The sequence below is a fragment of the Vagococcus fessus genome (assembly GCF_003987565.1).
GTDB lineage: Bacteria > Bacillota > Bacilli > Lactobacillales > Vagococcaceae > Vagococcus_D > Vagococcus_D fessus.
This window is the reverse complement of sequence record NZ_NGJY01000002.1, coordinates 122,863-141,825: the sequence shown is the minus strand read 5'-3', so window position 1 is coordinate 141,825 and position 18,963 is coordinate 122,863. Positions and strand designations below refer to the sequence as shown.

17 protein-coding genes are annotated in these 18,963 nt (G+C 35.9%); 9 read left to right on the top strand and 8 right to left on the bottom strand.

Annotation, left to right across the window (positions count from 1 at the left end):
- Positions 1–28: 28 nt before the first annotated feature.
- Genes CBF31_RS05035 through CBF31_RS05015 form a run of 5 tightly spaced genes read right to left on the bottom strand, consistent with a single transcriptional unit; the run spans position 29 to position 3,332 of the window.
- Positions 29–451 (bottom strand): DUF2712 domain-containing protein, encoded by a 423-nt coding sequence (locus CBF31_RS05035; protein WP_126831304.1) that lies wholly within the window; start codon positions 449–451, stop codon positions 29–31.
- Positions 452–477: 26 nt separating this feature from the next.
- Positions 478–1,110, bottom strand: coding sequence for an ABC transporter ATP-binding protein (locus CBF31_RS05030; protein WP_126831303.1), 633 nt, complete (start codon positions 1,108–1,110; stop codon positions 478–480).
- Between the two features lie 15 nt (positions 1,111–1,125).
- Positions 1,126–1,830, bottom strand: coding sequence for a hypothetical protein (locus tag CBF31_RS05025; protein ID WP_126831302.1), 705 nt, complete (start codon positions 1,828–1,830; stop codon positions 1,126–1,128).
- Positions 1,817–2,518, bottom strand: a complete 702-nt coding sequence (locus tag CBF31_RS05020; protein WP_126831301.1) for a hypothetical protein — start codon at positions 2,516–2,518, stop codon at positions 1,817–1,819. The genes CBF31_RS05025 and CBF31_RS05020 overlap by 14 nt, the downstream gene beginning before the upstream one ends.
- Positions 2,508–3,332 carry a hypothetical protein gene (locus CBF31_RS05015; RefSeq protein WP_126831300.1) on the bottom strand — a complete coding sequence of 275 codons (825 nt, stop codon included), beginning with the start codon at positions 3,330–3,332 and terminating at the stop codon, positions 2,508–2,510. Before CBF31_RS05015 ends, CBF31_RS05020 begins: the two co-directional genes overlap by 11 nt.
- Positions 3,333–3,546: 214 nt before the next feature.
- Between CBF31_RS05015 and CBF31_RS05010 the strand changes: the two genes are divergently transcribed.
- The 3 genes from CBF31_RS05010 to CBF31_RS05000 all read left to right on the top strand — a co-directional run bounded on the left by CBF31_RS05010 (position 3,547) and on the right by CBF31_RS05000 (position 8,412).
- Positions 3,547–5,817: a helix-turn-helix domain-containing protein gene (locus CBF31_RS05010; protein ID WP_126831299.1), complete on the top strand. Its 2,271-nt coding sequence runs from the start codon at positions 3,547–3,549 to the stop codon at positions 5,815–5,817.
- A 177-nt stretch (positions 5,818–5,994) separates the two neighbouring features.
- On the top strand, positions 5,995–7,209 hold the full coding sequence (locus CBF31_RS05005; RefSeq protein ID WP_126831298.1) for an MFS transporter: 1,215 nt from the start codon (positions 5,995–5,997) through the stop codon (positions 7,207–7,209).
- Positions 7,210–7,224: 15 nt separating this feature from the next.
- Positions 7,225–8,412, top strand: a complete 1,188-nt coding sequence (locus CBF31_RS05000) for an amidohydrolase (RefSeq protein WP_126831297.1) — start codon at positions 7,225–7,227, stop codon at positions 8,410–8,412.
- A gap of 44 nt (positions 8,413–8,456) precedes the next feature.
- Here the strand turns inward: CBF31_RS05000 and CBF31_RS04995 are convergent, their stop codons facing one another.
- On the bottom strand, positions 8,457–9,773 hold the full coding sequence (locus tag CBF31_RS04995; RefSeq protein WP_126831296.1) for a Sapep family Mn(2+)-dependent dipeptidase: 1,317 nt from the start codon (positions 9,771–9,773) through the stop codon (positions 8,457–8,459).
- A gap of 14 nt (positions 9,774–9,787) precedes the next feature.
- Positions 9,788–10,513, bottom strand: a complete 726-nt coding sequence (locus CBF31_RS04990) for a GntR family transcriptional regulator, LSA1692 subfamily (RefSeq protein ID WP_126831295.1) — start codon at positions 10,511–10,513, stop codon at positions 9,788–9,790.
- A gap of 291 nt (positions 10,514–10,804) precedes the next feature.
- Here CBF31_RS04990 and CBF31_RS04985 point away from each other — a divergent pair, with 291 nt between their 5' ends.
- Genes CBF31_RS04985 through CBF31_RS04965 form a run of 5 tightly spaced genes read left to right on the top strand, consistent with a single transcriptional unit; the run spans position 10,805 to position 14,413 of the window.
- Complete coding sequence (locus CBF31_RS04985) at positions 10,805–11,125, top strand: PTS lactose/cellobiose transporter subunit IIA (protein ID WP_126831294.1); 321 nt, start codon at positions 10,805–10,807, stop codon at positions 11,123–11,125.
- 33 nt (positions 11,126–11,158) lie between these two features.
- On the top strand, positions 11,159–12,121 hold the full coding sequence (locus CBF31_RS04980) for a glycosylasparaginase (protein ID WP_126831293.1): 963 nt from the start codon (positions 11,159–11,161) through the stop codon (positions 12,119–12,121).
- Positions 12,122–12,166: 45 nt separating this feature from the next.
- Positions 12,167–12,496, top strand: coding sequence for a PTS sugar transporter subunit IIB (locus CBF31_RS04975; protein ID WP_126831292.1), 330 nt, complete (start codon positions 12,167–12,169; stop codon positions 12,494–12,496).
- A 27-nt stretch (positions 12,497–12,523) separates the two neighbouring features.
- On the top strand, positions 12,524–13,882 hold the full coding sequence (gene celB / locus CBF31_RS04970; RefSeq protein WP_126831291.1) for a PTS cellobiose transporter subunit IIC: 1,359 nt from the start codon (positions 12,524–12,526) through the stop codon (positions 13,880–13,882).
- A 15-nt stretch (positions 13,883–13,897) separates the two neighbouring features.
- The gene (locus tag CBF31_RS04965) at positions 13,898–14,413 is read left to right on the top strand and encodes a GrdB-related putative oxidoreductase (protein WP_126831290.1); all 516 of its coding nucleotides are present in this window, start codon (positions 13,898–13,900) and stop codon (positions 14,411–14,413) included.
- 19 nt (positions 14,414–14,432) lie between these two features.
- Here CBF31_RS04965 and CBF31_RS04960 read toward each other — a convergent pair whose 3' ends face one another.
- A complete protein-coding gene (locus CBF31_RS04960; protein ID WP_126831289.1) occupies positions 14,433–14,795 on the bottom strand; it encodes a DUF805 domain-containing protein in 363 nt (120 codons plus the stop codon).
- 216 nt (positions 14,796–15,011) lie between these two features.
- Between CBF31_RS04960 and CBF31_RS04955 the strand changes: the two genes are divergently transcribed.
- On the top strand, positions 15,012–18,842 hold the full coding sequence (locus CBF31_RS04955) for a MucBP domain-containing protein (protein WP_126831288.1): 3,831 nt from the start codon (positions 15,012–15,014) through the stop codon (positions 18,840–18,842).
- The last annotated feature ends 121 nt before the right edge of the window (positions 18,843–18,963 follow it).

The window sequence follows — 18,963 nt, the reverse complement described above, 5'->3', positions numbered from 1 at the left end:
GCCAGAGATGGCATGTCTTTTTATGTTGCTACCAAGTTTCTTCATCCCAATTCCCAGAAACGTTATAGCTATCCCCGTTAAAATTATTGTTTTCTGCAGTTAGCCAAACATTAATTTGACTGGCTGATTTATAAGCATCCTTGTAATAGGGACCGGAACCTTGTTTAGCATCTACTGTTTTACTTACATTAGTGTCATTTTTATTTTCTAACCAAAATCTAGTGACAGTTCCTTTTCCTTCACCACTTTTAAGAAGTTTGACCTTCCATTGATTATCCGTGTGGGTTGTTTGTCTGTATTGTCCAGTTGCTTCATGACCATTACTTTGATAGGAAGGGACACGAAAATTAAATGAGATATTATCGTTAGTTGCGAGAGCGTTAATATAGAAACTTGAACTAAGTGTTACGACACTTGCGAGAGTTAAAAATAGAGTTTTCTTTTTCAACATTATTATCACCTCCTTTCAATGACGATTTAACTTATCAACTCACCATCGACCATCTTCATAATATGGTCTGCTAGGGCAAGAAGTTCTTCTTTATTATGTGTTGCCATAATGATAGTACAGCCTTGTTCTTTTAATCTAAGTAAAATATCATGTATCAACTGAACGCTATCTTCATCCAAGGCGTTGGTAGGTTCGTCCAGTAGTAATAAGGATGGCTTTTCAAAAATAGCTTGAGCTAAACTTAATTTTTGTTTCATTCCTAAGGAGTAGTTCTTAACTTTTGTATGCTCATGACCGCCAAGGCCAACTTGTTTTAAGCTGTCTAAAATATCGTCATCTGTGGCAGTCTTATTGATTTTACTCAACATTTTCAGGTTTTCGTAGCCTGTCATATTAGGTAAAAGTTCAGTATGTTCGATGATAATTCCTGTGTGAGGTGGAAAGTCGATATCCTTTTGGAGAAGCTTTCCATCTATGGTAACCGTCCCTGTAGTGGGAAAGATTAAACCAGAAATCGCCCGAAGTAACATAGTTTTACCAGAGCCATTTTGTCCGTGGAGACCATAGATTGTCCCATTTTCAAAGTGATAGTTGATTGAGTTAAGGACAGGGCGTTTTTTGATTAGTTTTGAGTAGTTTTCAATGTCAATAATAGGCATGTGAGTTCCTTCTTTCTATATCCAATTTTTAGTTTTAAAGAGATGTAACATCAATCCTATACTGCAAACCATCACACCACTCATAATGATTAATGACAAGAGTGTCGGATAAGGTAAGGACTGGCTAAAGTGATTAAATCTATTTGTAAGTGTCAAGTTAAGTGGAAGTAAGGCATTTACCCAAGAACCTGGTGCTAGAAAATTTAGAATATCGCTAACCAACACTGAGCAACTAACAGACAAAAGTGTTGCGATGAGTGCTTTAGGGCTGTCTAGTAATAATTCTAAAAGAGCTTGTATCACTAAAATAAAGCATAGGAATAAGCAGTTAAGGATGTAAGGCTTAATTAGTGGGACTAAACTAGGTAGAACGGGGACAGTTAGTTTAAGATACAGACAAAATGCTAGGACTTTTAAGGTCTCCATAACGACGACAAACTGAATAATTTGCTTCAAAAAAATGGTGAAGATAGGGTAAATACTATGAGAACGAATTAAAATACAAGGAACGATTTCTTTAAGATGAGTTTCGATTACCCCCATAGTAAGGCAGACGTACGATCCAATATTAAAAAAGTAACATAAAATAAGTATTGTTCTGGAATGGTAGTCTGGTCCTGCATATAGAGTTGAAACAAGACCAGGTTGAGAAAAATGTTGCGCTATTAAGACGTAAAAAATAGTTAAGATACCCATGACACTATAATTAATCCGATTCATTCAGAAAATCCTTTCTATTAAAAAGTAGGGACGCGATAAGAGCTGTCCCGATAGAGAGTGTGATGAGATTAGCTAATATGAGGCTGTACTCTAATAAATTAACCGCACCAGATTCTTTTAAAAAAGTGTCTAAAATTTCAAATGAACGGATGGGACCAGAAGAAAATAAGATTAAGCCGCCATAAGTCGTGAGAGCGCTGAATAAAAAGCTAATGCTAAGTGCTTGAGTATGTGTTTTGAAAAGGAGACTGATGATTAAGAAAACAAGTCCTAGCCACAAATAAAAAAGAAACATAATCACGGCATAGAGCATCATGCTACGGTAAAAATGAGTAGCAGATAAGATGGCATGAGAGAAACGATACCGATTTAAAAGAAGGCTACTTCCTATAAATAAACTGGTAAATGCCAAGGAAATCCAAGAATATTTAACAATATGACGGGTGAGAGACTGTTGACGACTTCGACGAATTAAGAGTTGTACCTTTGGTAAGGGAGGTAACAGGATGAAAAATAATAAAGCATTAATTGTCCCAAGTCTTAACATATCATTGTAGCCGGAATAAGGTTCATTAGTATCAAGAATACTAAGAACTGTATTATGCCTATCTAGATTTCTACTCCCAAAAAGCCAAGAAAAGATAAAAATAGCCAAACATAGAATATATTTTAATAGATTAAAGTTCATGATATCTCCTTTGGTAAATTATGGCAGTGACAGTAACAATGAGTACAAGACTAGTGTAGACGAGTAGAGCGGGTATAATACTATCCAGCCCGTATTCGATAAAAGGCTGCATCACATAAGTCAGACTATTGGGTGCTATGATTTGAATAATCCATATTAAGAAGCAAGCAGGATAGACAACTTTTGGATTTGGGAATAAAAACGAAAGGCTCAGACATAAAATAGAGAGTAGGGCGGTCAGTACTGAAAATACTAAAATATAAGCAAAATAAATACTGTAGGGATGGTCGATTGAAAAATTAAGCAGAGTGGGATTCGGATTACGATAAAGTTCTAACCCTTGAAAGCCATGGCCTTTGTGGAAGACGAGGGTGACTAGTCCAAAATTAAGAAGTAAGCCGCTAAATGCTACGATAAAAGATAAACTTGTAGTCAAGATATAACGTTTCTTTAGCCAGTCTTTTCGAGATAGCTTGGTTAACTGTATGCTATCAATGCCATTTTTCTTATCGGTTAAATAATAATCGCCATTAATAGCAAGTAATAATAAGGGGAGTACCCAGATGTACAGCATTTGTGGCAGATGGCCAATTGTATTGCCTGCTAAAAAAGAGGTAGCTGCAGGATGAATATCAAACTGATGGTCAAATGGATGTGTTTGGAAATAATGGTAATAATAAACAGGGTCAGTCAGATATTCTTGGAATTCTTGTGTAAGACTAAGTAAAAAGTCGAGTAGAGGAATTGCAATCATAAAGCCGATGAAAAAGAGACTGCGTTTATTTTTTGAAATACGATAAAGTTCTGCTTGCATATAATCACCCTTTGTAAGTTATTTAGGAATATAGTCCTATTGTAACGGATTATATTCAGTAATGGAACCTTAAATTAAGAGTTGTAGTCAGTATTTTTCATTAAAACCATCTGAAAATATCACGTTTAATTAAAGGGAAATCGTAAGAAATCCCCTATCTCTTTTCAAGCTATGCTAAAATGAACCCACAATTACTCAAGTTGGAGGTAGAGAAATGAGTCAGGGTGTATCAGTCTTACCGTTTGACATATCGTTGGTATCGATAGTCAAAGCGTCGCCAGAGATGGATAATCAGTACCGGTTATTTTTTGCAGTAGAAGGGACGTTGGCGTATCAGTTAGAGGGGCAACAGGGGCAACTGAAAAAAGATGAGTTGCTTATGATTAATCCAAATGAAAGTTTTACGCTGACGTCAGAAGAGGAAAATGCGATACTCTTTATGACTTTTGATCGTCAGTTGATTGAAGGGACTAATCTGTACGAGAGATTACCATTATTTGTTAATGATTTAAGTAAATTGACACTGATTAAAGAAAGTCAGTTAGACATCGTGAAGAAGAATTTACTGTTAATTTTATTAGATTGCATCGGTGGAGAGAGCAATGTATTTGATCAACTCCAAAAATTTTATGAGCTGTTGGCTATCTTGGTAGGAGAGTTTGTCGTCGGGTATCAAGAGGAACAAACAGATGAGCGATTGCCACAAGTAGAGGACCCTCGTATTTCGGAGACGCTTCGTTATATTGAGGGGCATTATCAGGAGAAATTAAGCTTAGAGCAATTAGCTAATTTGCAGTATTTAACCCCTTTCTATTTTTCAAAATTATTTAAAGATGAGGTAGGGTTAAGTTTGTCTGAATATCTGCAAGCACGTCGAGGGGCAAAGGCTAAAGAATTACTAGCCTTACCCGAGTTGACGATTTCTCAAATTGCCGATGCATCAGGTTTTTCTAATGAAAAAGCCTTCTATAAATTTTTCCGTGATACATATGGTCTGACTCCAAAACAGTATCAAAAACAAGTCAATTCGGAATCAGTTGAGTTGGAATCGGATGATATTAGGCCAATCGAAACAGAAGAGATTTACCGTTTGCTGTCTTATATTTTGGTAAATAAAAATATTCCGTATCGTTTTTATAACAATCAAGGGAGTCTTAATTTATCGGTCAAAGAGTCTCTAGACACAGCATTAAACTTGCCAGATCGGTTGGTGACGATTGGAAATGTTGAAAACGGGGAGAAGGCGATTGTTCAGAAGCAGTTGGTACAGTTGCAAAAGGAGCAAGGCTTTGAGTTTATTCACTTTACGGAGTTGTTAGCAGAGGATAATTTTAGCTATTCTAATGAGATGGTCTCTAACTTTATCCGCAATCGAAATTGGTTTGATTTTATTAATGAGCAAGGTTTGAAACCGATGGTGCGTTTGACGTTACCTAGAGAGGTCAAAAGTTTTCATGACTTAGAAGACTGGTTTTCAACTTACCGAGAGACGTTAGTTTATTTGAAATCACGGGAACAAGCCCTACATATTGAAATGGCGATTGCCGAGTATGATGAACAGTTCCAACAGTATCAATTAGTTTATGATTGGATGAAAGAGATTAGTGAGGACTTTACCGTAGGCTTAAAATTAAACTTAACAACACAAGAAGAGTTGCTTCAGTTAGAAGAGCATCTGGTGAACTATCAGCCAATTATTGAGTTTTATAGTGTGATATTAGTCGGCGAGATTGACACACAAAAAGGGACGCAAGGGAATGATATTATCGAGAAAATCACCTACTTAGCTGATTTTCTCGATGGATTAAAATTGGAGAGTGTGCCCATTTATTTACTGGATTGGAACACATTGATGGGGTATGGTGATGTGTTGAGTGGGACATTTTACCGTGCAGCCTTGATTTTAGATACCATAGTGGCGCTTGCTGATCGTCTGAGTGGTATTGGCTATTGGTTAAATATTGGGATTGACCGAACAGATGAAGACAAGTGTGAAATCAGTTCATTGTCGTTATTTATGTATGACGGCTTACGCCGACCTGTCTACCATGCTTTAACGTTATTGTATCAGTTAAGCAGTAGCATGGTCGCAAAAACGGAGACTAGTGTCTTGACCTTTGATAAGAAACGCGAGGCTTATCAACTCGTTATTTGGAATCCGACTTATATGAACCCGTTGTATTCACTGGATTATCACAGTATTCAGAAGCAAAACCATGAGTTAATGGTCGCACTAAAAGGCTTGCCACAAGGAACGTATTTTATAAAAAAATACACGTTGAGTAAAGACCAAGGTGGGATTTATAATACGTGGTTGTCATTAGGTGGGGTAAGGGAGATTGACCGTGCAAGTCAAACTCATTTAGAAACCACAATCTTACCTCAACTAGAGGTGCAAGAGAAAAAAGTCAGTAGTGAATTAGCTTTTCAATTAGAAATGAGCTTTAATTCCTGCCATCTTTTAGAAATTAAAAAGGTAAATTAAAATAATCGTATCTTTTGACTGTCAAAAGATACGATTATTTTTTTGAAGATGTACAAATAACGTATGATAAGGGGAGTTTTTCATATGGAATAAACTTATATCTATTTTTCACAAACGTATAATACTAGGTGTGAGAGCGTTATCACACGCTTTAAAACAAATTAGAGGAGGCTTATTATGGTTAACACGAAACAAAAAGAGTTATCAAAAGGCGCAAGTATTAAATTAGTCATTGCACTTATGGCAGGTTATTCAATGGTTTACATGGATAAAAATATGATTTCAACTGCAATTATTCCCATTGCCAAGCAATTAGACTTTGCCCCGTCACAAACAGGGATGATTATGAGTATGTTCTTCTTAGGTTACTCATTAATGCAAATTCCAGGAGGTTGGTTAGCAGATAAGATTGGTGCTAAAAAAGTTCTGATGATTTCATTAGGAATGATTTCATTGTTCTCATTCTTATTCGGAACAGTGAGTAGTTTAATGTTATTCTTCTGTATTCGTTTCTTTGCAGGGATTGGACACGGCGGGTATCCACCAAGTTGTTCTAAATCAGTAGCTGAGAATTTCCCACAAGAAAAACGTACGTTGGTTCAATCATGTATTTTATCAACATCAGGTATTGGTGGGATTTTAGCCTTTACATTAGGAGCGAACTTAATCGCAAACAATTGGCGTTATGCTTACTTAGCGTTAGGGTCATTATTCTTATTAGCACTAGTACTAGTGGCGTTATTTGTACCTAAAACTGAGCCAGTAGCTAAAGAAGCTAAAGTTAAATCATCTGTATCATTCAAAGAAATGATTTTAAACAAAGACGTTATTATTTTATTTATTGCAATGTTATTCTTAAACATTACGTACTACGGTAGTATGTCATGGTTACCAAGTTACTTAACAGAAACTTATAATTTAAGTATTCAATCAGCAGGGTATATTTTAACTGCGAATTCAATCGCACAAGTAATCGGAACAGTTGCAACAGGATTTTTACTATCTAAATTCTTCGTTGGACGTGAAAAATTATTTGTGATGGGTGGTTCTGTTATTATTGCAGCAATGATTATGCTTTTAATTAATACAGACTTACTTTGGTTATCATCAATCTTAGTTGTATTTATTGGCATGTTAACTATTTCATGTTTCACAGCAGTCTTCACTTGGCCACATAAATTATTTGAAGAAAATTCAATTGGGTTATCGATCGGTATTGTCAATACAGGTGGAACACTTGGTGGATTCTTAGCCCCAATGATCTTAGGTAAATTAATTGAAAAAGCAGATGGTTCTTATTCATTAGCCTTTACTTTTATTGCAGCAGCAATTGTTGTTGCAGGTCTATTAACATTCTTAGTATCGAATAAAAAACAAGCATCAGCTAACTAATCGGAGGTTGAAATTATGACAACATTAAAAGCAACATTACAAAAAAAGATTGATGACAAAACACCGAAAATGATTGAGATGAGACGTTACCTTCATCAACATCCAGAATTATCATTTGAAGAAGAAAAAACAAGTCAATTTATTGTTGATTTTTATAAAGGGAAAGACTGTGATGTCAAGACTAATGTAGGTGGTTACGGTGTTGTTGTAACCATTGACAGTGGCAAGCCAGGTAAAACTATTGCTTTACGTGCCGACTTTGATGCGCTACCGATTACTGAGGAAACAGGTTTAGAATTTGCTTCTAAAAATCCTGGATGTATGCACGCATGTGGTCATGATGCTCACACGTCATATATGTTAACTCTGGCGGATACATTGTTAGAAATTAAAGACCAATTAGTTGGGAAAGTGGTTATCTTACACCAACCAGCAGAAGAAACACCACCAGGCGGAGCGATTGCTATGATTAAAGACGGCTGTTTAGAAGGTGTGGATAATGTACTAGGTGTTCACTTGTGGAGCCCGATTGATACGGGAGATATTCACTACTGTTTAGGTGCAACAATGGCAGGACGTTCATCATTTAAAGTGAAATTTAAAGGAAAAGGTGGACATGGGGCAGTGCCTCACGAAGCAAATGATACAATTGTAGCAGCTAGTCATTTTGTTGTGGCAGCCCAAACGATTGTGAGTCGACGAGTGTCTCCATTTGAAATGGCAACCTTAACTATTGGAAACTTTGACGGACGTGGCTCTTTCAATGTTATTAAAGACAGCGTCTTTATTGAAGGGGACGTTCGTAGTATGGACCCATCAACACGTGAATTAGTTGCGAAAGAGTTTAAGTCAATCTTAGATGGTATTGCGGCGATGTTCCGTATTGAATACGAGTTATTCTACGAACATGATTACCCAGTTTTAATGAGTGACGAAGCGTTAACATCAAGCGTGATTCACAGTATTGAAACAGCTGGTATTGAAAATCTAAATGAGATTTCATTAGCCCAAGCAAATCCTGCGTCAGAAGATTTTGCTTATTACTCAGAAGTAGTACCAAGTTCTTATATTTTCGTAGGAGCAAAACCTGCATCAGGTGAGTTCTTCCCTCATCATCATCCAAAATTTGATATCAATGAAGATGCGATGGGAATTGCCGCAAAAGCGATTGGAACAGCAACACTTGATTACTTATTAGGTTAAAATAAAAGAGTCGTCTCTTATATAGAGACGACTCTTTTTTAGCATTAAGCCATTAATTCGGATAAGGTTAGGGCGTATATTTCCATATTTTTCATTAAATCACTAACGTCCATGTACTCATTTTTGTTATGAGCAATCCCTTTTTGACCAGGGAATGATGGCCCAAAGGCGATGATATTTGGCATTGAACGCGCATAAGTCGCTCCTGTTGTCGTAACAGGTGTACCGTCTTGTCCGGTACAGTTTTCGTAAACAGCTTGCATCGTTTTAAGCATCGGATGATGACGGTCAAATACCGTTGACTTCATGCGACGTGTGACAGTTACGTTAGTATCAAGTACAAGATGACCAAAGATAGCCTCAAGCACTTCTTCTTCAGTAACGGAAATAGGGTAGCGGATAGATAACGATAAAATCGCTTGGTTTTCTGTTAGCTTTAACTCATAAGGAGAAAGTTGAAGTGAGCCTGAATCTTCATCTGAAAAATTAGCGCCAATACCAGAACCATCATGTTTATCATGGAAGCCATCAGCTAGCCATGACAGGTATGTTGCCAGTTCACCAGTAAAGCGAGCCTCATCAGTCGACTCTTTAGCAAATAGTGTAATAGTATTCAGGCCCATATCAGGAGCGTTACTTGGCGAACGTTTTCCTCTTACTTCAATCGTTTCACCTGTTGCTAAAGTCACATCAAGTGTGTCGGGAATACTGCTGCGATCAAAGTTACCGACAAAGGATTGGATTTGGTTTAACGAGTCATCTGAGAATGTTGTAACGATATCAATCCCAACCACACCACGCTCACCATAAACGGCAGGGTACTTACAATCTGGTGTGTAGCCATAGATTGGAGCGGGTTCTTTTTCAAGATACATCGGAATATCAGCAGAGCCGCTTTCTTCATCACTTCCAAACACGATACGAATAGTTTTCGTTGGCTTAAGACCAAGTTCTTTTAAGACAGATAGAGCATACAAGTTACTCATGATAGGGCCTTTATTATCTAAGACACCGCGACCATATAGGACACCGTTATCTTCTGTTAAATCAAAAGGCTCATAATCCCAATCCGTCCCTTCAGGAACAACATCTAAATGACCGATGACGCCGATATACTCAGATGAGTCGGGACCCCACTGGGCATAGCCCATCGCATTATTGACCATTTTAGTTTTAAATCCCATTGACTCCGCAATCTCAAGAGCTTTTAAAACGGCTTGTTTCGGGCCGACACCAAAAGGGGCGTCCTCAGTAGCATCTGCTTTGACACTATTAATCTGCATGACTTCTTTTAAGCCGGCAAAGAAATCCTCTTGTCTAGCAGATACTGCTTGTTTAATCACATCATAATCTAGTTTCATCTTGTTCTCTCTCCTTAGTGGTTACGTTTAAGTATATTTTTGAAGGTATATTTATCAGGACGGTAATAAGATAAATCGATTAGTAAGGGTTCACCTTGAATAGAACTTGTCGTCGTATCCACAAGTAAAATAGGGGAGCCTTTTTCGATATCCAAAAGGGCAGCAGTTGAGTCGGAGACAAGTTCTGCACTGATCTCCTGTTGAGAGTATCCAATTAAAATATGTTGTTCAATTGTTTCAAACAGTGACTCTGTTTCAAAATCCACTTGTGTAATATCACCCAAATATTTTTTTCTAATATGTAGATTTTCAATAACAAGTGGCGTTTCGTTGGCGTAACGAACACGTTTGATAAAAATAACAGATTCTTTATCTTCTAATTCAAGACGTATCCGTATTTCCTCTGAAGGTAAAAAGACCTCAGTCATTTCAATTAGTTTAGTACTAGGAGTCATCCCTAGATTGCGAATGATTTCAGAGAAACCCGCTAATCCGCTTGCTCCACTTTGGATTTTACTTTGCTCAACTACGAAAGTCCCGTGGTTTTTTTGTTTAATTAAAATATTTCTAGCTATCAGATAATCAAGTGCTTTTCTGATAGTCAGTCTGCTGACTTCAAATGTATCCGCTAATTCATATTCAGTTGGGAGTTTTTCTCCACCTTTTAACGAACCGGATTGAATATCGGCTAGTAATTTATTGGCAATCTTCATATAAAGAGGTGTTTTTTTTGATGTCATAATCTAAGCTCCTTTCATTAAGTAGGATGTACTTTTAATTTAAATGTAAAGTAAAGTTTTATAAGGTTCAACTACTTTCTAAAAAGAAAGCGCTTGAATAAAGATAGTATATACCTTTATTATTTTTAATACAATGGGTAACTATTAATTTAAAGCTATTTGTTGGAAAATAAATAAAATAAATGCTCATTATTTATATCATTAGAAATAAATTGGATAAAAAGTATATACAATATCAAAAAAGTGTTGTAAGATACATTTATCAAAAGAATATTTAAGGAGGAATTTTAGATGGACCAACAAATGCAAGCGTTTCAAATCATTGCCAAAGCTGGAGATGCTTTTTCTAAACAAATGGAAGCGATATCATTGGCAGGGGACAATCAATTTGAAAAAGCCGAGGAACTATTAGAGTCTGCAAAAGAAGATTTGAATGCTGCCCATCAAGTTCAAACAGATATTTTAACAGCAGAAGCACAAGGTACTCCAATGGAAACAACACCGATTATCGTTCATGCTCAAGATCATTTAACAAAAGCAATGATGGGTGACTTTTTTGTCCGTGAACAAATAAAATTATATAAACGTATTGAAAAATTAGAAAATAAATAGTAATCAGATAGCTAGAAAGTGAGTGTAAGACTTATGTGGGGAATTATTGCAACGTGGCGTATGGCACACGATGGTATTATTGCAGCTTCAGAACAATTAAAGAAAAATGGTAAAGCAGGAGATGCTGCTGAAACGTGCATCAAGATGGTGGAAGACTATCCTTACTACAAATCAGTAGGATACGGTGGTCTGCCAAATGAAGAAGGGATTCTAGAGATGGATGCCGCTTATATGGACGGCGATACATTTAAAATCGGGGGAGTCGCAGGGATTGTTGATGTGGCTAATCCAGTTTCAGTAGCCCGTGCTTTAAGTGACCATAAGTTTAACAGTTTCCGTGTTGGCGATGGGGCAACAAAGTATGCTCAACTCGAAGGATTTGAACGTAAAAACATGATGACTGATCGTTCTAAAAAAATGTATGAGTTACGTCTAGAAGAAATGAAAGAAAAAGGGTTAAGTGCATATGATGGTCACGATACAATCGGTGCTGTTAGTTTAGATCAGTCAGGAAGTATGGTTGCCGCAACTTCTAGTTCGGGCTTATTTATGAAAAAAGCAGGGCGTGTTGGTGATTCACCTTTATCAGGTTCAGGATTTTATGTTGATAGTGAAATCGGTGGTGCTGCAGCGACTGGCTTAGGTGAAGATTTAATGAAAGGCTGTCTAAGTTACGAAATCGTTCGTTTGATGGGTGAAGGAATGCATCCGCAAGAAGCTGCAGATAAAGCAATGTACAGTTTCCACCATAAATTAACCAAACGTTATGGTAAAGCAGGTGCCTTCTCACTAGTAGCTATGAATAATAAAGGCGAATGGGGAGTGGCAACAAACGTTGAGTTCACTTTCTCAGTGGCTAATGATAAAGAAGATCCAGCCATTTATATCGCGCAGATGGGTAAAGATGATAAAACAAGCATCGAACCAATCACTCAAGAGTGGTTAGATGCTTATGAAAAACGCATCAAAACACCAATCGACCAATTAGGGAAGTAAAATTATTAAATATAAAAATATAAATTAATTAAGGAGTGTTTTAAGATGAAGAAACAAATCTATTTATTCTGTGAATTTGGTATGTCAACAAGTATTATGGTAAATAAAATGCAAGAAGTGGCTGATTCTCATAATATGCCATTACAAATTACTGCTTTTCCAGCAGCTAAAGCTACAGATATGGTAAAAAAAGAAAAACCAGTTTGTATTTTATTAGGACCACAAGTTAAATTTTTATTTGAAAAAATTAATGGAGAGTTCGAACCCCAAGGAATTCCTGTAGGTGTTATTGAATCTGAAATCTACGGTATGATGGATGGAGAAAGAGCTTTAAAAGAAGCTTTAAAATTAATCAAACAAAACAAACAAAAATAGACTGAAATTTTTAAGGAGGATTTGATTATGAAAAATGCTATGTCTAAGCTGGAGGGGATTTTAACACCTCTTGCTAAAACAATTGGAGAAAACAAGTATTTAATTGCAATTCGTGATGGTTTCTTAGTTTCAACACCCCTTTTAATTACGGGTTCAGTCTTTATGTTAATCGCGAATTTCCCACTACCATTTTGGAACGAGTGGATGACAGCGCTCTTAGGTAGTGATTGGGCAGTTAAAATGTCTATGCCTGCTACAGCAAGTTTTGATGTTATGGCTATTCTTGCTACTATGGGTATTGCTTATAGTTTAGGTAAACTGCTTAATATAAATGCAATTGCGGCTGCAGGTGTTTCATTAGTAATTTGGTTTATGCAAACGCCTTATAAAATTCCTTTCACTCCAGAAGGCTCTGAAACAGAGCAAATTGTTAGTGGTATTCCATTACAATGGACAGGTTCAAAAGGTTTGTTTATGGGGATTATTGTTGCATTAGTTGCAACTCGTTTATTTGCTTATTTCTCAAATAAAGGTTGGACTATCAAAATGCCTGATGGCGTGCCTCCAACAGTAGCAAAATCATTTGAAGCTCTTATTCCAGGTTTTATTGTAACTGTTATTTTCTTTGTTATTGCGTGGGCATTCTCATTAACTTCATATGGTAGTGCGCAACAGTTTATTTTTGAATCATTACAATATCCATTATTAAAATTAGGTAATACATTACCAGCAATGGTTATAGCATATATTTTCTTACATTTATTCTGGTTCTTTGGAATCAATGGTTCAAGTGTTGTTGGTGCTGTATTTAATCCAGTACTAAGTGCATTATCACTTGAAAATCTAGATGCCTATAAGACAGGTGCAGAATTACCAAATATTATTACGGGTACTTTCCAAGATATGTTTGCTACATTTGGAGGCTCTGGCTCTACTTTAGCTTTAATTGTTGTGATGATTTTAGTCGCTAAGAGTCAACGTTCTAAAAAAATCTCTCAATTATCATTAGTTCCAGGGATCTTTAATATAAATGAACCAATTATTTTTGGATTACCGATTGTTTTAAATCCATTAATTTTAGTACCATTTATTATTGTTCCGACATTAAATATTATTATTGCATATTTTGCAATGAGTAGTGGCTTAGTACCTTTGACTAATGGTATTTCTGTTCCATGGACAACGCCAATGATTATTTCAGGTTTCCTTGTGACAGGTTGGAAAGGTGCAGTGTTACAAGCAGTGCTGTTTGTAATGAATATGGCAGTCTACTATCCATTCGTTAAGATTATTGACAAACAGTTTGTTCTTGAAGAGCAAGAAAATGCTAATAAAGTTGAAGATGATGAAATATCATTAGATGATTTTGATTTTGATGATTTATAGAAAGAAGATGTTAATATGAAAAAAATTATGATGGTATTAAATCAGGTACAAGCAGGAATGGGAAGCGATGAAAATAATATGCTAGCACCTACTGCTAAAAAAGGAGCTATAGGACCAGGTTCTACGTTAGAACCAAAATTCAATGAGAATGGTGCCACTGTAGCAGTTACTTTCGTATGTGGTGATAAATATTTTGTAGAAAATGAATCTGAAGTTACAAAGAAAATGATAGGTTTAGCGAAAAAAATGGGAATAGACGCGGTACTTTGCGGACCCGCTTTTCATTATCCTAATGCAGGAGAGATGTTTGCTAGAGCTGCTTTAATTTGCAATAAATATGGAGTACCAGCTTTAGCAACAATGTCTGTTGAAAATGAAGCGACTGAAAAATATAAAGATCAAGTTTCTATTTTAAAAATGCCTAAAAAAGGTGGCATTGGTCTCAATGATTCTTTCAATAATATGGCAAAATATACAGCTGAGTTAGCAAAAAATAAAACTATTGAAAAGAATGCTATTGATTTCTTCTAAATATAAAAAAACAACCTCATTAAAGGTTGTTTTTTTTATATTTTGAATTAGGATTAGAAGGAAAGCCCATCATTATTAAAACAATGAGTGTCCCGATAAAAGGGATAAAATGTATTAAAAATAACCACCCAGTTTTATTAATATCATGAAATCGTCTAACTGTTATGGTAATAGATGGAATTAATGCTGCTAATACGTAAATAGATAGAGCTATATAAATTATATTTACGATAGGAGAAGAAAGACCATTTTGTTCTATAGATGGTTGAAGCATCCCAAGTATAAATGATGGTAAGGCTAACCAAACTAAGTAGTTTGTCCAAAAATTCCTTCTTGTTTCGATACCTTTGATAGTAAAACCGCGTGTCCAAAAATCTAACATAAAATCCTCCTCTAGAAATATTGTATATACTATAATTTAACATAGTTTGATGAGAGTTTGGAAAAAAACAAAATTAAATTTCTTTAGTAAACTAATGAAGTGCTATTTTTCCTTCCTATAAAAACTGCATATCCTTAGGTAATTAATGAAATGTTAAAAAAATGACGAAATTGTATCATTAATTAACACAACTTAGTTTACAAGGAGGAGACACATTTGAAACGATTAAAAAAGAGTATGTTGGGGATTTTGATTGCAAATCTAGTGGCACCGTCATTGGCTTTAGCAAGTCCAACAACTGAAAATAGGGATGCCTACAGTAAAGAAACAGAAACGGTAAAGAAAACAGAAACATACGAGGAAAAGAAAGTCACATTAAAGGCTAAAAAAGAAAAGGACCCATCTAAAGAGCCAGAAAAAGTTGATTATGAGTTACTAATTGATGGATCAGGGTCAATGCGTGATACGGGCAGTTTAGATAAGACAAAAGAAGCTATTAATCATTTTATCGATGAACGAAACCCTAAGTATGAACGAGTTGGGGTATCTGTTTTTAGAGGTCCTGGTTATGATAGTGTCAAAGGTGAAGTGGTGTATGATGCGATTACGAAGACGTTATCCGACTACTCAAGCGATTTTTCTAAAGTGAAAGAAGCCGTTAATACGATGGAGGCAGGTGGCTTAACGCCATTGTATGATGGTTTAGATTATGTGTTACCTAAAATGAATGAGACGAGTAGAGATGATGCTCGAAAAGTTTTGATTATATTTGCAGATGGTCATCCGAATATAGGGCCAGAGCGTGATTATTTTGTTGGCATATCAGGTGAGGAAGAATATCGAAATGATGCTTCTAATTATCCTTCAACAACTAAGTATGCAAAAGAATTATCCGAAAAAATTGAAAAAATGTATGAAGCAGGGGACTATGATTCTCCTGAATTATTCGAATTAGAAGATGAAAAAAATAAACTAGAAACTGATTATCCTATTGGGATGAAACGTCCACTTACAGGCTATAATGAAAAATTAAAAGGACGATTATATGAGAATCATAAACAAGAATTTTATGATTTGATGTCCCTTATTGAAGGCAAAGCTGATGGTATTAAACAAGCGGGGTACGAAGTATTTACAGTTTATTTGGATAATTCAAGTAAAGATCCTAATAGTAAAGTTGTTAATGATAAAGGGGAAGCAGAAGGATTGTTTCGCCGTATTTCAACAGATACTGCTCACTATCTACCAGCAGAAAATGTGAGCTTGTTGCCGGAGATGTTTGAAAAGATTAACGATAGTATGACAAAATTCGTATACAACATCAATGATACGATTGAAGAAGGCTTTACGTTAATGCCAGAAACAATTAAAGAAAATCATGAAGGTGTTAAAGTTAATCATTCAGATGAAAAGATTGAATGGAACGCGACAGCGGTTGATTATGACGAGTTAACTGTGTCGTATCATATTTATCGCGAGATCGATCCGACTGAAAAAATGGGAGAGCTAGTGGTTAACCATGTAACAGAAGACGGAAAAGTATTAAAGGAACCTATAAGTTCAACAGAAAAAGTTGGAACGGCTTATAGTACTGAGAAACAATCGTTCGATGGCTATGAATTCGTCAAATTATCAGATGATAGTGGAAAACCAGCTGGCGAATATGTTGAAGGCACAACAGAAGTAACCTATATTTATAAAAAAATCGAAGCAGAGCCAGAAGAAAAATTCGGTAGTTTAGTAGTTCGTCACATAACAGAAGATGGCAAAGAGTTAGCGCCGATTACTGGAACAACAGAAAAAGTCGGAACGGAATATAACACTCACCAACAAACCTTTGCCGGCTATGAATTCGTTAAATTATCAGACGATAGTGGAAAACCAGCTGGCGAATACGCAGAAGGAACAACAGAAGTTACTTATATCTACAAAAAAATCGAAGCCGAACCCGAAGAGAAATTCGGTAGCTTAGTGGTTCGTTACATAACAGAAGATGGCAAAGAATTAGCACCAATCGCTGGAACGACAGAAAAAGTCGGAACGGAATATAACACTCACCAACAAACCTTTGCCGGCTATGAATTCGTTAAACTATCAGATGATAGTGGGAAACCAGTTGGCGAGTACATCGAAGGAACAATAGAAGTGACATATATTTATAAAGCAATCGAAGCAGAATCCGAAGAAAAATTCGGTAGCTTAGTAGTTCGTCACATAACAGAAGATGGCAAAGAATTAGCACCAATCGTGGGTACGACACAAAAAGTTGGAACAGCTTATAGTACTGAAAAACAATCATTCGACGGCTATGAATTCGTTAAACTATCAGATAATAGTGGAAAACCAACTGGGGAATATGTCGAAGGAACAACAAATGTAACTTATGTTTACAAAGCAATCGAAGCAGAGCCAGAAGAAAAATTCGGTAGCTTAGTAGTTCGTCACATAACAGAAGATGGCAAAGAATTAGCACCAATCGCTGGAACGACAGAAAAAGTCGGAACAGCTTATGAAACAAAAGAAGAAAAATTCGATGGCTATGAATTCGTTAAATTATCAGATGACAGCGGGAAACCAGTTGGTGAGTATGTCGAAGGAACAACAAATGTAACTTATGTTTACAAAGCAATCGAAGCAGAGCCAGAAGAAAAATTCGGTAGTTTAGTAGTTCGTCACATAACAGAAGATGGCAAAGAGTTGGCGCCAATCGCTGGAACGACAGAAAAAGTCGGAACAGCTTATGAAACGAAAGAAGAAAAATTCGACGGCTATGAATTCGTCAAACTATCAGATGATAGTGGGAAACCAGTTGGTGAGTATGTCGAAGGAACAACTAATGTGACTTATATTTACAAAAAAACGGAAGTAGAACCTGTAGAAAAATTCGGTAGCTTAGTAGTTCGTCACATAACAGAAGATGGTAAAGAGTTGGCGCCAATCGCTGGAACGACAGAAAAAGTTGGAACAGCTTATGAAACGAAAGAAGAAAAATTCGATGGCTATGAATTCGTTAAATTATCAGATGACAGCGGGAAACCAGTTGGCGAGTACATCGAAGGAACAACAGAAGTGACATATATCTATAAAGCAATCGAAGCAGAACCCGAAGAAAAATTCGGTAGCTTAGTAGTTCGTCACATAACAGAAGATGGTAAAGAGTTGGCGCCAATCGCTGGAACGACAGAAAAAGTCGGAACAGCTTATGAAACGAAAGAAGAAAAATTCGACGGCTATGAATTCGTCAAACTATCAGATGATAGTGGGAAACAAACTGGGGAATATGTCGAAGGAACAACAAATGTAACTTATATTTACAAAGCAATCGAAGCAGAACCCGAAGAAAAATTCGGTAGCTTAGTAGTTCGTCACATAACAGAAGATGGCAAAGAGTTAAGCTTTATAAAAATTGAGAATAAAAAAATCGGAACACCATATGAAACAACTAAAAAAACGTTTAAAGATTATACATTCCTAAAAATTGATGAACGCAGTTCTAAGATTAAAGGAGAATATAAAGAGGGAACAACGGAAGTTATCTATATTTATAAAAAGATAGCTGAAAAAGTACCTTCAGATAAGATAGGCTCATTGGTTATTACTCATATGACAAAAGATGGAAAACTATTAAAAGAATCAAGTAGTCAAAAAAATATAGAAGGAACATCTTATATTACGAACTCTGAAAAGATAAAAGGTTATAAATTCGTAGGACTTTCAGAAAAAAGTGCACCAAGAATTGGTAACTACACAAGTGGTATTACAGAAGTTATCTTTGTGTATGAACCAATTAAAAATGTTAAATTGCCTCATGACATTTTAAAGAAGGCTAATAAAAATAACACTAATTTAAAAGGATCAACTAACGTAACAGAACCTCTATACAAAAAAAATTCTAGTTATGATAACTTAGACAAAAAACATACAAAGAATAGTTCTATTAAACGTTTACCTCAAACAAGTGAAGTTAGAACAAAAAACCATGTTTTTGTAGGAATAGCCCTATTAATGAGCACTTTAAGTCTAATCATATTCAGAAGAAATAAATAATTTGGTTGTAAAGCAATTATACTCATTTGATTGGGTATAGTTGCTTTTTTGATTACTATTCATTTTCTGCTTATCTATACGCAAATGTTGATTATGTTTATATTAATGAGGGTTATATGAT

What these genes read in the sequence shown, in the direction of transcription:
- CBF31_RS05035 (WP_126831304.1), bottom strand. Translation starts at nt 451, where the DNA reads ATGTTGAAAAAGAAAACTCTATTTTTAACTCTCGCAAGTGTCGTAACA.
- CBF31_RS05030 (WP_126831303.1), bottom strand. Translation starts at nt 1,110, where the DNA reads ATGCCTATTATTGACATTGAAAACTACTCAAAACTAATCAAAAAACGC.
- CBF31_RS05025 (WP_126831302.1), bottom strand. Translation starts at nt 1,830, where the DNA reads ATGAATCGGATTAATTATAGTGTCATGGGTATCTTAACTATTTTTTAC.
- CBF31_RS05020 (WP_126831301.1), bottom strand. Translation starts at nt 2,518, where the DNA reads ATGAACTTTAATCTATTAAAATATATTCTATGTTTGGCTATTTTTATC.
- CBF31_RS05015 (WP_126831300.1), bottom strand. Translation starts at nt 3,332, where the DNA reads ATGCAAGCAGAACTTTATCGTATTTCAAAAAATAAACGCAGTCTCTTT.
- CBF31_RS05010 (WP_126831299.1), top strand. Translation starts at nt 3,547, where the DNA reads ATGAGTCAGGGTGTATCAGTCTTACCGTTTGACATATCGTTGGTATCG.
- CBF31_RS05005 (WP_126831298.1), top strand. Translation starts at nt 5,995, where the DNA reads ATGGTTAACACGAAACAAAAAGAGTTATCAAAAGGCGCAAGTATTAAA.
- CBF31_RS05000 (WP_126831297.1), top strand. Translation starts at nt 7,225, where the DNA reads ATGACAACATTAAAAGCAACATTACAAAAAAAGATTGATGACAAAACA.
- CBF31_RS04995 (WP_126831296.1), bottom strand. Translation starts at nt 9,773, where the DNA reads ATGAAACTAGATTATGATGTGATTAAACAAGCAGTATCTGCTAGACAA.
- CBF31_RS04990 (WP_126831295.1), bottom strand. Translation starts at nt 10,513, where the DNA reads ATGACATCAAAAAAAACACCTCTTTATATGAAGATTGCCAATAAATTA.
- CBF31_RS04985 (WP_126831294.1), top strand. Translation starts at nt 10,805, where the DNA reads ATGGACCAACAAATGCAAGCGTTTCAAATCATTGCCAAAGCTGGAGAT.
- CBF31_RS04980 (WP_126831293.1), top strand. Translation starts at nt 11,159, where the DNA reads ATGTGGGGAATTATTGCAACGTGGCGTATGGCACACGATGGTATTATT.
- CBF31_RS04975 (WP_126831292.1), top strand. Translation starts at nt 12,167, where the DNA reads ATGAAGAAACAAATCTATTTATTCTGTGAATTTGGTATGTCAACAAGT.
- celB (WP_126831291.1), top strand. Translation starts at nt 12,524, where the DNA reads ATGAAAAATGCTATGTCTAAGCTGGAGGGGATTTTAACACCTCTTGCT.
- CBF31_RS04965 (WP_126831290.1), top strand. Translation starts at nt 13,898, where the DNA reads ATGAAAAAAATTATGATGGTATTAAATCAGGTACAAGCAGGAATGGGA.
- CBF31_RS04960 (WP_126831289.1), bottom strand. Translation starts at nt 14,795, where the DNA reads ATGTTAGATTTTTGGACACGCGGTTTTACTATCAAAGGTATCGAAACA.